Annotated in this window: 13 protein-coding genes; 5 read left to right on the top strand and 8 right to left on the bottom strand. The window is 66.9% G+C overall.

Features of this window, described 5'->3' with window-relative positions; translation table 11 throughout:
• Positions 1-2: 2 nt before the first annotated feature.
• Positions 3-827 (bottom strand): carbohydrate ABC transporter permease, encoded by an 825-nt coding sequence (locus tag AB0H36_RS32080; RefSeq protein WP_360532055.1) that lies wholly within the window; start codon positions 825-827, stop codon positions 3-5.
• Entirely contained in the window at positions 824-1,774 is a 951-nt protein-coding gene (locus AB0H36_RS32075) for a sugar ABC transporter permease (protein ID WP_360532052.1), read from the bottom strand. Before AB0H36_RS32075 ends, AB0H36_RS32080 begins: the two co-directional genes overlap by 4 nt.
• A gap of 215 nt (positions 1,775-1,989) precedes the next feature.
• Between AB0H36_RS32075 and AB0H36_RS32070 the strand changes: the two genes are divergently transcribed.
• Both AB0H36_RS32070 and AB0H36_RS32065 read left to right on the top strand, forming a co-directional pair.
• Positions 1,990-3,024, top strand: a complete 1,035-nt coding sequence (locus AB0H36_RS32070; protein WP_360532049.1) for a LacI family DNA-binding transcriptional regulator — start codon at positions 1,990-1,992, stop codon at positions 3,022-3,024.
• Positions 3,025-3,413: 389 nt separating this feature from the next.
• A complete protein-coding gene (locus tag AB0H36_RS32065; RefSeq protein WP_360532046.1) occupies positions 3,414-4,004 on the top strand; it encodes a TetR/AcrR family transcriptional regulator in 591 nt (196 codons plus the stop codon).
• 210 nt (positions 4,005-4,214) lie between these two features.
• Here the strand turns inward: AB0H36_RS32065 and AB0H36_RS32060 are convergent, their stop codons facing one another.
• A complete protein-coding gene (locus AB0H36_RS32060) occupies positions 4,215-4,529 on the bottom strand; it encodes a LysR substrate-binding domain-containing protein (protein ID WP_360532121.1) in 315 nt (104 codons plus the stop codon).
• A 335-nt stretch (positions 4,530-4,864) separates the two neighbouring features.
• Here AB0H36_RS32060 and AB0H36_RS32055 point away from each other — a divergent pair, with 335 nt between their 5' ends.
• Positions 4,865-5,179: a chorismate mutase gene (locus AB0H36_RS32055; RefSeq protein ID WP_360532043.1), complete on the top strand. Its 315-nt coding sequence runs from the start codon at positions 4,865-4,867 to the stop codon at positions 5,177-5,179.
• Between the two features lie 662 nt (positions 5,180-5,841).
• Here the strand turns inward: AB0H36_RS32055 and AB0H36_RS32050 are convergent.
• Positions 5,842-6,462, bottom strand: coding sequence for a TetR/AcrR family transcriptional regulator (locus tag AB0H36_RS32050; protein WP_360532040.1), 621 nt, complete (start codon positions 6,460-6,462; stop codon positions 5,842-5,844).
• Positions 6,463-6,594: 132 nt separating this feature from the next.
• Here AB0H36_RS32050 and AB0H36_RS32045 point away from each other — a divergent pair, with 132 nt between their 5' ends.
• Positions 6,595-7,023, top strand: coding sequence for a hypothetical protein (locus tag AB0H36_RS32045; RefSeq protein WP_360532038.1), 429 nt, complete (start codon positions 6,595-6,597; stop codon positions 7,021-7,023).
• Between the two features lie 16 nt (positions 7,024-7,039).
• Positions 7,040-8,026: an alpha/beta fold hydrolase gene (locus AB0H36_RS32040; protein WP_360532035.1), complete on the top strand. Its 987-nt coding sequence runs from the start codon at positions 7,040-7,042 to the stop codon at positions 8,024-8,026.
• 78 nt (positions 8,027-8,104) lie between these two features.
• On the opposite strand, the gene AB0H36_RS32035 is transcribed toward AB0H36_RS32040, so the two are convergent.
• From AB0H36_RS32035 to AB0H36_RS32020, 4 genes are all read right to left on the bottom strand, one after another.
• Complete coding sequence (locus AB0H36_RS32035; RefSeq protein ID WP_360532032.1) at positions 8,105-8,491, bottom strand: hypothetical protein; 387 nt, start codon at positions 8,489-8,491, stop codon at positions 8,105-8,107.
• 107 nt (positions 8,492-8,598) lie between these two features.
• Entirely contained in the window at positions 8,599-9,540 is a 942-nt protein-coding gene (locus AB0H36_RS32030) for a TIGR03621 family F420-dependent LLM class oxidoreductase (protein ID WP_360532029.1), read from the bottom strand.
• 462 nt (positions 9,541-10,002) lie between these two features.
• Positions 10,003-11,298, bottom strand: a complete 1,296-nt coding sequence (locus AB0H36_RS32025; RefSeq protein ID WP_360532026.1) for an NAD(P)/FAD-dependent oxidoreductase — start codon at positions 11,296-11,298, stop codon at positions 10,003-10,005.
• 142 nt (positions 11,299-11,440) lie between these two features.
• On the bottom strand, positions 11,441-11,872 hold the full coding sequence (locus AB0H36_RS32020) for a DUF3995 domain-containing protein (protein WP_360532023.1): 432 nt from the start codon (positions 11,870-11,872) through the stop codon (positions 11,441-11,443).
• Positions 11,873-11,929: the final 57 nt, after the last annotated feature.

Raw genomic sequence — 11,929 nt, 5'->3', positions numbered from 1 at the left:
TGTCATCCCTTGAGCCCGCCCGCGAAGCCGCTGATGATGCTGCGCTGCAGCGCGAAGTAGACGGCCAGGATCGGGACGATGCTGATCGCCAAGGCGGCGAAGATGAGGTTCCAGTCGGTGACGTACTGGCCGACGAAGCCGGCGATCGCGACCGGCATGGTCTGCTGGGTGCTGCCGCTGAGGTACAGCAGCGGGGTGAAGAAGTCGTTCCAGACCGACACCGCGTTGAGCACCAGCGCGGTGACCGTGATCGGCTTGAGCATCGGGAAGACGACGTACCGGAAACCCTGCAGCGGCGTGCAGCCGTCGATCAGCGCGGCGTCCTCGAAGTCGCGCGGCAACGCCCGCAGGAAGCCGATGTAGAGGAACGTCGTGAACGGCACCTGCAACCCGGCGTAGAACAGGATCAGCGCCCACGCTGTGCCGAGCAGCCCGAGGTCCCGCATCGTCTGGTACAGCGGCAACGCGGCAAGCTGGAACGGCAGCACGAGGCCGAGCATGATGAGCAGGAACGTCACGCGCGACCAGCGTGCCGTTGCCCTCGCCAACGGATATGCGGCCAGCGACGAGACCGCCAGCACGATCACGACGCTCACGACCGTCACCAGCACACTGTTCATCAGCGCACCACCGAGTGCGCCCTGCTGCCAGGCCTGGCTGAAGTTGTCGAAGGTCGGCGAGGACGTCGGACGGATCGGTGACGACGTGTCCGACGGCGCCCGGACCGCCAGGTTGACCAGGACGTAGATCGGGAACCCGACCACGAGGGCCACCCCGACCATGACCAGTTCCAGGCCAAAGGTCCGGAATCGGTAGCGCCGCTTCACGATGCCGCCCTCTCGTTGCGGGCCAGTACGACGTACTGACCGCTGGCGGCGATCGCCACGATGATGGTGAGGACGACCGCGAGCGCGATGCTGTAGCCGAACTCCCCGAGCGTGAAGGCGTCCTTGTAGATCAACGTCGAGATGGTGTCCGTGGCGTGCCCGGGGCCGCCGCCGGTGAGCGCGTAGACCTGGTCGAACAGCTTGATCCCGCCGATGATCGACAACATCAGGTTGATGGTGAACGCCGGCGCGAGCAGCGGCCGGGTGACCGACCAGAACCGTCGTACCGGACCGGCCCCGTCCATGTCCGCGGCCTCGTAGATCTCCTGCGGCACCGACTGCAACCCGGCCAGGAAGATCACCATCGAGTAGCCGCCGAACTGCCAGACGATCACCGCGACGATCGACCACAACGCGAGCTGCGGATCACCCAGCCAGTCCTGCCGCCACGAATCCAGGCCGACCGCGCCGAGCAGGCTGTTGACCGCACCGTCCGGGCCGAGCAGGTTTCGCCACAGGTAGGCCGTCACGATCGGGGTCACCACCGCCGGAGCGAACAGGAAGACCCGCAGCACGTTGCGCGACTTGATGGCCGAGTTGACGCCGAGTGCCAGGAGCAGGCCGAAGCCGTTCTGGATGATCGTGATCGACACGGCGATCACGAGCGTGTGCCAGACCGCCTGGCGTGCGTCCGGATCACGCCAGAGTTCCGCGAAGTTGTCCAGGCCGACGAACGCGAAGTCCGGATCGAGACCGTTCCAGTCGGTGAAGGCGTAGTACACGCCGCGCGCGCTCGGGATCAGAACGCCGAAGGCGAAGAGCACCATCGCGGGCAGCGCGAACCACCACGGCGGCGCGGTCCGCCGGCGGACCGGAGGGTTGCGCTCGCGGCGGCCGCGCGGCGCGGACGCCGACTTCGCCTGGTACTTACTCGGGGCAATGGTCACGTGCTGGATCCCGCCTTCATGAAACGTTTCAAAAAGCCGCCGGAGACCGCCTGCGGCCTGCGCGTCAGGGAGTGGGTAACGTTTTACAAATCTTGCTGCGACTGTAAGAGCCGCCGTTCCGGGGCGTCAAGATGTCGGCGCTGCGACCTGGCGATTTGCCGCATTCGGTCACCTACACTCATCAGGCAACGTTGCCCAACATCGAGGGAGAACCGATGGAGCCGGTCACACCGCCGCGACGAGTCACCATCGTCGATGTCGCACAGCACGCGAAGGTGTCGACGACTGCGGTCTCCAAGGTGCTGCGCAACGCCTACGGCACCAGTCCGACCATGCGCGCGAAGGTGCGCAAGGCGATCGAGGAGCTGGGCTACCGGCCGTACGCCGCGGCCCGGGGTATGCGCGGCCAGACCTACACGATCGGCGTCATGCTGCCCGACATCCGCAACCCGTTCTTCCCCGAGATCCTCGACGGCATCACCGATTCGTTCCAGGACACCGACTACCAGGTCCTGCTCGGCCCGGGCTGCAACGGGGTCGCCGCCGAGGCCCGCGTCACCGAGGCGATGGTCGACCGCGGCATGGACGGCCTGGTCCTGATCGCGCCGGTCTCACCCCGCTCGCACCTCGAGCGCATCGCCGGCCTGGTGCCGACCGTCGTCATCGGCCGGCACGGACCCTCCGCCGCCTACGACACGGTCACCGACGACGACCTCGCCGGCGCCGCTCTCGTCATCGATCACCTGACCGGACTCGGTCACCGCCGGATCGCCCATATCGAACACCACGAGACCGACCCCATCCGCCTCATCGAGATGCCGAACGCCGTCCGAGCCGACGGCTACCGGCAGGCAATGCACGCCCACAACCTCGCCGACCAGATCAACATCGTCTCCACCACCTACACCCAAGAAGGCGGCTACCTCGGCGCGCAGCAACTCCTCGCCCGGCCGCAACGCCCCACCGCGATCTTCGCCGGCTCCGACTTCACCGCGATGGGCGTCCTGGACGCGCTCGCCGAAGCCGGCCTCTCCGTCCCCGGCGACATCTCCCTCGCAGGCTACGACAACACCACCTTTGCCGCCCTCGGCCAGGTCTCCCTCACCAGCGTCGACCAGGCCGGCCACCACATCGGCGCCAACGCGGCCCGCCTTCTCCAGGACCGCATCACCGACCGCCACCGACCCACCACCCAGATCAAGCTTTCCCCCACCCTCATCCCCCGCCGCACCACCGCTCCCCCACCCTGATCCAGGCGAGCCGGCGCAGTTGTATCTACTTGAGCTCGGCCGAGGTCTTTCCGAGGAGTCTGCGCGCCACGATGAGTTGTTGGATCTGCTGGGTGCCTTCGAAGAGTCCAAGATCTCGGTGGTGCTGAGCTGCGTGACCGGGTCAACACCGCCGATTTCGCATCTGACCTGCACGTCTACTACTCATCGACAGCCACCGATGACCGATGATTGTCAGCGTTCGACGGAGCAGTCACGGAGCAGGACCGAGCCGGTTCCAGCCCGCCGCGACCCACCGGACTGGTCGTACAGGGCCTTCGAACCACTCGCGGACCGCGCGATCTATACGATGTCGTATAGTTAGCTGACAATGCGATGTGGAGACGGCGAAAGGTGAGGTGGAGCGCGGTATGGGTGCGACGACGCGGACGCCGCGCGAGCGCTGGATCGAGGAGGGGCTGCGGGTCCTCGGCAACGGTGGGCCGGACGCGGTCCGGATCGAGACGCTGGCGAAGAACCTCGGCGTCACCAAGGGTGGCTTCTACGGCTTCTTCGCCGACCGCAACGCCCTGCTCGAAGAGATGCTGGACACCTGGGAGCGGGAGAGCATCGACGAGGTGATCGACCGTGTGCACCAGGAAGGCGGCGACCCGAAGACCAAGATCCAGCGGGCCGGCGTCCTGACCTTCTCCGACGAGCGGCTGCGGCCCATCGATCTCGCGGTCCGCGACTGGGCGCGCCGAGACCCCGCGGTTGCCGCGCGGTTGACCCGGGTGGACAACCGCCGGATGGACCTGCTGCGCGAGATGATCGGCACCTTCTGTACCGACCCGGACGAGGTCGAGGCCCGCAGCCTGATGGCGTTCTGCGTCGCCATCGGCGAACACTTCCTCGCCGCCGAGCACGGCCCCCGCACCCGGGCCGAGGTCATCGCCCGCGCGGCCGACCTGCTGCTCGACCGCAAGCGCCCGCAGATGAAACTGGGCCGGCAGGCGCCATGAGCGGCACCGGAACGATTCGCCGCCGGGGATCGGTATAGCCGTCGGCGTGTGTCTTGGTGTGTGTGCATCGGTCTGTTGGTGGTCGACACCCTCGGCCTGACGCTCACCTTCGGCGTGGCGATCGGCGCGGGACTGGGCGCCGCCGTCGAGTCGGCGACGAAGTGTCGCTGAGGGGACGACCACGATTCCGCGCCGCACTCCAGCGGGTGATCAACCCCGTGTCATCCGACGGTTAGCGTGTGAGGCCTTCGCCCGTGCAGCGAAGTTGATTGCCGCGGCGGATGGGTTCTGTTTCGGGAGCACGATCGCAAAGGTCCACCAGGCGGGCCAGTGGGATGACCACTTCCGGCCTCGGTTGGGCCGTCGAGCCGGCAGGATGCTGACTCCGCAGCCCGCGGCGACCGGGCCGACGATGGTCTGCAGTTGATCTGCCTCCGGCGTGACGGTGGGCGCAAAGTCGCCGCGCCTGCACGCTGCGGTGATCTCGTCGTACAAGCCGGGACCGAGAGTACGCAGGAACAGCACGATGGCGTGACCCACGCGTTGCACAGTCACACCGACGAAGCATTCGCTAGCGGTCCGATCTCCACCGACCGAGAACCACCGAGTTTCCACGCCCCCGACCGGCGCGATGGCCGACAGCCACAACTTGCCAACGGCACCCAACTCTGGAACGCCCACCGGATCCGAGCCCGCACACTCAGCCTGCGCGGCGAACACGACTTCTGGTCCCGCCCCTCCGACCTCACCTCCCAACCGCCCAGGGAAAGGCAAGACCCGCTTCGTCCCGGAACTCACCAACTGGCTACGGTGACGTCATCGCCAACGTAGCGCCGAAGCTGCCCAGAGATTGGGGTTCCGTGTCCGAGTTGAGCTCGCTCGCTGAGATCCGCGGCCGCATTGACGAGCTGGACGAGCAGTTGACCGATCTGCTGGCCAGGCGTCAGGACTTGGTGCGCGCCGCCGCGGCCTTCAAGAAGGACGAGCACGCCGTTCGCGCACCCGACCGCGCCGATGCGGTGATTCAAGCCGCCCGGAGGCGTGCCACCGCCGCGGGTTTGTCGCCCGATGTCGCCGAAGCCATCTGGCGCGCGATGATCCAGGCCTTCACCGAATACGAACTCGCACGTCACCGCGAAGAGGAAGGCGCACCGCGCGGCAACGCCACGGACTGAGCCGTGCTCGCCCCGGCTGCCCGCGCCACGACGACGCGGGTCGCGGGAAGCTCCACCGGTCGGGCAGAGCCGGTTGGACGGCGGTGCAACAGCGCTCGGCCGAGCGGTGCTGCATCTGATCAATCTGCGGGACAACCCCGCGGGGCTCCTGGCGCGACGACGATGTGACGTATCTGGACCTGCGGCCGGATCAGCGGCCTGGCCGTGATACTCCACGTCCCCGCCGGCGGGATGAACATCCTCAACTGTCTGACTGTCACCCCAACAGGCCCCCGGTCGGCCGGACCCTGTGGAACGGGTATCGCGTCAGGTGGTTCGGAAGCCTTCAAGGGCCATGAGGAGTCGCTCGGCATCGACAGGCGAGACGGTGGCGCGAAACCGATGCTGCCGCGTTCGTCGGCACGAAGACCTCCTCGCCCCGCCGCTTTCAGTCATCGGCGCGTAGTCGGCGTACAACTCCGGCTGCGCATCGCCACCGCCGCTGACAGGAGCTCTGCCGGCCCGCTGTAGGTGGTCGCATCCTCGACGAGGGCGTGCCCCACTAGCCGAGAGCTACGTCGGGTTCGGCACTCGATCGAACTCCCTCCCCGCCCGAGCAGGTCGTCGTGGCGCTCGCGCAGGAGCGCAGGTCGCCCCGAGGACGAGGTTGCCATGGATCGCCTTCATCGAGGCGGAAGCCCGAGCAGTCCGCGTACCGCTCGCTCCGTGATCTCCTGATCCTGCGAGTCACCGCGGACCGCGGTCGTGACCCCTTCGAGGACGCCGAGGTAGGCCGCGGCGAGGGCGCGAGGGGAGGGGCCTGGCGGGATGCTGCCGGCCCGGCGTCCGCGGGTGATGAGTTTCACCAGTTCCTCCTTCAACGGCTCGATCATTCCGCTGAGTGCCGCTCCGACGGGATGATCGCGGTCAGCGAACTCGATGCGCAGGCTCATCAGGACCGCGGCGATGTCCCGGCGGCAGTATCTGGCGTGAGCCCGCGCGGTCCACAGCAACCGCTCGGCCGGGTCGGCGATCTCCTCGGCCGGCTCCCCCACCTCGGCGCGCCAGGTACTCCCGACCCATTCGACCACCGCCAGCGCGAGCTCCTCCTTGTTGGCGAACAGGTGGTAGACCGCGCCGCGGGTGTAGCCCGCCTCGCGGGCGATGTCGTCCAGGCGAACGTTGGCGTAACCGTCGGTGGAGAATCCTCGCGCCGCCGACTCCAGCAGGCGGCTCCGCGTCAACTCGACGCGCTCCGCCTGTGTGCGGCGGCGACTTCCGGACGGGCTGGTCGGATTCGGCATGCTCCCCTTCTGTTCAATCTCACTCCGGAGCGGCGATACCAGATTAACATACATACGCGTACGAATGTATGATGCTTCCGCGGAACCACCAGGGCGAACCGTCCGGCCACTGACAAGGGAGCTGATACCCGGATGCAGTTGACAGCAATGCGAGTTGGCGCAGCCGCCTGGATCTTCACCGGCTTCGTGCACGACGTCCTCGAATTCGCCCTCCCGGGCGATCCCGAACTCAACGAGACCATGCGCGGCTCAGTCATCGAGATAGGCCCCATCTCCATGAACGCGGAGTCCGTGAATCGGGGTGTCAGCCTGGCGATGGGTCTCGCGATGATCGTCGTCGGGCTCCTCCTGCTCATGATCACGCAAGCACTCAAAACCCAAGCGCATCAACTGCGGCCCTTCGGTGTCGTCGCACTGATCGCCACCGCCTGCACGCTCACCCTCGCCTTGGCGTTGATCCCCGGACCGCCAGTCGCGACGTTCTCCGTCGCAGTCGTTGCCTTCATCGTGGCACTGACTGCGAAGACCAGCCCACGGCCGCACCCCCACGCGGCAGAGTGACGACCAGGAGCCAACCATGCCGAGTCCGACGAACACTCACGGCCCGGATCCGCTGACCGAGCGCCAGGTCCGGGTCGGGGAGCGGACGATCAACGTCGCCGAGGGCCCCGGCAACGGGCCGGCCGTCGTGCTGCTGCACGGTCAGGGGTCCAGGTGGCAGGACCACCGGCGGGTGCTGCCCGCGCTGGGGGCAGAGCATCACGTCTTCGCGATCGACATCCCCGGCCACGGAGCCTCAGCCACGCTACCGCCGTCGTCGTACACGCTCGCGGACATCGGGGTTGTGCTCGCGGAGACCATCCATCAGGTCGTTGGACGAGCGGCGATCGTTTCCGGCCACTCTTCAGGCGGACTGCTCGCACTCTGGATCGCCGCCAACCGACCCGACCTGGTCCGCGGCCTGCTCCTGGAGGACCCTCCCCTGTTCTCCTCGGTCCTCCCTAGGGGCGAGAAGACCACCGGGGGAACACTCCACCGGATCGCCGCCGCCTACGTCCGGGAGCGCCCACACACGAGCTTCCAGCGCTACTACGTGGAGCACAGCAACTACTTCGCCTTCTTCGGACCGTTCGACCGTCCGCTCACCAAGTACTCCCTGCGCTGGATCGACCGCCACCCGGGCCAGCCGTTGCGGATCTGGTTCCTGCCGCCGTTGATCAACGTCTACTTCGAGGGACTTGTTCACTACGATCCGGCCTTCGGCGCCGCCTGGGACACGGAACAGTGGTACGGCGAGTTCGACACCGCCGTGGCACTCGCCGCAGTCGACGCGCCTACCGTTCTGATGCACACCACCTGGTGGCAGGACCACCACGCGACGTCCTACAACGACGCCGGCGTACTCATGGCCGCCATGGACACCGACGATGCCGCGCGGGCGGCAGACCTGCTGCCCAACGCCGAGATCGTCACCGTGAGCTCAGGGCACCTCGTACATTTCGAACGCCCCAAGGACTACCTCGCCGCCTTCAACCGCCTGACAGGCCGCATCACCCGGCACTGAAGCCCCCGCCGTCAAAGGCGTCACTCGCGTACGTAACTGGACTGCAAACGCCCGACCAGCAGGACATCGGCCGAGTCGTCAGGCCATTCCTGTCTCCCACCGGCCACAGGCGACCGCGACGGAGCCTTCGCTGATGCAGACTCGCACAGTCACCGCGGTACCCTCGTGGAGATCGAACTGGACCTTCTTGTAGCTGCCATCGCCGTTCGATGTCGTGAATTTCCAGTCGAAGTGGCCCGAGGCGCCGAACGGCTCGATGTCGACCTGGAGCTGAGCGGAGTGGCCGTCGGCGCAGTCGTCGTACACCCAGAAACTGTCGCCGTACGCTACGAATCTGCCATGGGCGGAGAGATTGTCGAGCGCCGGGCAGTCAGAGCTGCTGATCTCCGCTGTCGGCGTGTCGACTCCGGCGGCCGCCACTGTCGGCACTGAGGCGACGATCGCGACGGCGGCGACCGTGGCCACGCCGGCCCGTCGAACAAGGCCTCTGAGGCGAGCGAGCGTCGGGCGCTTCTCGTGCGTGTGCGTCGAATGACCTCCATGAAGTCAACGGCCGGAACGGTGCAGCGGGATCACCCCTGCAGGCGCTCGACGACGGGGCCGAGGGCGTGCATGAACGGTTCCTGGACCGTGAAGTAGTTGAAGCCGTACTGCTCTCTTCGCTCCTGGAGTTGATCAGCGATCTGATCTTCGGTCCCGATGAGCAAATGGGGCGTTTCGAGGGCCTCGTCGACAGTCAAGGTCCGAAGCTGAGTACTGACCAGCTTCTCCGCGGCGGCGCGCCGGTCAGCGGTCACGAGGACCAGCTGCACGATCGTGTTCAGATCCATGCCGGGGAACCGGTCCCCCGCCGCCTGCCGCACGAACCGCGCCCGTTCCTGGGTCTCCCGGGCCGTGCCGAGCCGGACCGCACCCAACGGCGATCCCTTGATCTGATGGGTTCCGGAGATGCTGACTATGTCCGCCTGCCGCGCCGCCAGCTCCAGCACGGTGTCGCCGGTGCCGCCCACGAGTAGCGGCGGCCCGAGCCCACCGAAGCCTCGAGACTGCAGCGGGGCGAGAATCGGCAGATCCAACATCTCACGCAGCGAACGCTGCTGCTCGTACCCCTGGCCTCCGAAAAGCCTGCTGAGCTCATCGATCGTCGCCTGCAGCCGGTCGGTCCGAGTGGTGAACCGATCCCATCCGATCCCCGCTTCCTCGTTCTCCCAGCGCACGTATCCGGCACCGAGACCGACCTCCAGGCGTCCATCGGTGAGCCGGTCGACGGTGGCGATCTCGCGGGCGAGCACGTGGGGATTCCACAGCGCGGTGTTGAGGACGAACGTGCCAACACGCAGCCGAGTCGTGGCATCAGCCGCGGCGGTGAGCACCGGAAAGGGCGCCGGCATCCCCAAATGGTCGGCGGCCAGCACTATGTCGAAGCCGTACCGCTCGGCGGCGCGACACTGCTCGACGAGCTCCTTTCGAGACCGGATCCCCAGCACACTGAATCCAAACCGGAAATCTCGCAACGGACTCCTCCTCAATGAATCAGGGCCCTCGCGGCCCTATTCCATACGATGGCGTATACATGGAGCCCGACTTTTCTATACGGAGTCGTATAGATCACCGGGCTGTGACGGCTGCCCCACCACTGGTCGCGCCGCCCACTTCACCGACTCACGATCGGCAGGCTTCTTGCTCCTCGTTGTTGACGGTCTCGGCTACGCGTCGAGCGGCGCACCGATCTGGGCCTTCGACTCGAGGGGAGTGGCCGGCGGGACCGAGAACATCCAGGCCTGCAAGGTACGGATCGTCGACGGCGACTGGTACGAGATCGATGCCGGCTACCGCGATCGGCGTCGCGAAATCGTGCAAGGCTCGATGCCAAGTCGGACCTCGAATTGCCGAAGTGGCGCCGAGGCCAGTCCGAACCGAGTACAAGAACCGCGCCAGCGGTTCCGCACGACTCAGCCACCTCGCCGCCACTGCCGTCAGGTGACTTCCTGCCGAGCGGTACTGCGAGTCTCGTGAGCGGAGGGCGGCAGGGAGGAGATGTCGCCGACGATCGCGCCCGTTCGGCGGGGCCAGAGGAGGTACTGGTAGGCCAGGTTGACCAGGGTTCCGATGCGGTTGCGGCCACCGAGGAGGAACCAGATGTGGAGCAGCACCCAGGTTGCCCACGCGATGGTTCCGGTGATCCGGGGCCCGATGGACAACTGGACAACGGCGGCCCGGTTGCCGATGGTTGCCATGGTGCCCTTGTCCCGGTAGCGGAACGGCTGGGCGGCCTTGCCTCGCTCGAGCCTGGCGATCTGGCGTGCCGCGTGCTTGCCCATCTGCATCGCGGGTTGCGCAAGCTGCGCCATCGGATCGGCCGGATTGATCGCCGCGTCACCGACCGCGAAGACAGTGCCGAGGCCTGGAACGCGAAGGTCGTCGTCGACGACGATTCGTCCGCCACGGCCGGTCGGCAGCCCCCACCCGTCCTCCGCGCCGCCGGTCATACCAGCGGCCCAGACGACCAGGTCCGCCGGCCAGGTCGAGCCGTCCTTCAGATCGACACGGTCCTCGTGAACCGAGGAGATCGCCGTAGTGAGCCGGACATCGACGCCGCGCTTGATCAGCTGGCGGTAGGTGTAGTCCTGCAGACGTTCGTCGAATGGTGCCAGGAGAGCGCCGGCCATCTCGACCAACGTGACCCTGACACGAGACTCGTCAAGCTCCGGGAACGCCTTGGACACCATGGATTGCTTGAGCTCGGCGATCGCACCAGCCATCTCGACCCCGGTAGCACCGCCCCCGACGACGACGATGTGGAACTCGTCGGCTCCGGGACCTGACTGACCGGCGAGCCTTTCGAGTCCGCCGAAGATCCTGTCCCGTACGGCGAGCGCATCCGTGCGGGTGTACATCGACATCGAGTGATCGGCCGCCCCAGGGACACCGAAGTGATCGGCGACCGTTCCGATGCCGACGATCAGGTAGTCGTACGGGATCGGCGCACCGGCGTCGACCAGCACCTGCCGGCTCGTGCGGTCGATGCCGAGCACGGTCGCCCGCCGGAACCGGACCTTATGCCGAGCGCTGAGGTGCCGCAGTGGGTACGTGATGTCCCCCGCGTTCAGGCCACCGGTCGCTACCTGGTACAGCAACGGCTGGAAGGTGCTGTAGGGGTGCTGATCCACCCAGGTCACGTCGACATGTGCACGCGAGAGCTGGCGGATCGCCTGGACGCCGGCGAAGCCGGCTCCCAGCACCACGACCTTTGGCCGCTCTTGACTGGTCATTGTTCCTCCATTCAGTACCGATGATCTGGTCAGACGTGGCGCCAGGGAGCAGAGGCGCTCCCAGCGGCGATCAGGGTGAAGATCTGGCAGGACCACTGCCGGGTCCTGGCCGAGTTGGTCGAAACCACATCTCGAGCGAGCGCTAACGGGCGATCGCTGCTACAGCAACTGTCGTGGCGAGCAGGCACAGCCCGAGACACAGCGGTGAGTAGAGGATGGAGTTCCATCGCCGGAACTCGGCGGCCCGGCCAGAGTTCATGAAATAGCCGCCGACACCGCGGCCGAGCATCACCAGGACAAGGCCGAACATGCCCGTGTGTTGGAGCCAGTCCGGTCCGATCCCGGGAAGGGTGTCGTTGACCATGAGGGTGAGCGTCGCACCGCCGAGCAGTGCGACCCCGACAAGCGCCGACAACAGCGGTGGCGGCATGTCGCCGCTGTCACTGCCGTAGATCGCCTTGCTGAAGGACACCTGGTCGCGCCAAGGCCAGGGCGTGACCGCCCAGACGAAGTGAAGAAGGCCGATCACGACCAGAACGAGCACGAGGATGCCCGGGACCACGCTGCGGATCATCAGCAGACCTCTCTACGGCGAGGGAGCCGGACGCCGGCGTCACGGCTCCCTCGGCGA

The sequence above is a fragment of the Kribbella sp. NPDC050820 genome (assembly GCF_040653975.1).
Classification (GTDB): Bacteria; Actinomycetota; Actinomycetes; order Propionibacteriales; family Kribbellaceae; genus Kribbella.
This window is presented reverse-complemented; position numbering and strand designations above follow the sequence as displayed.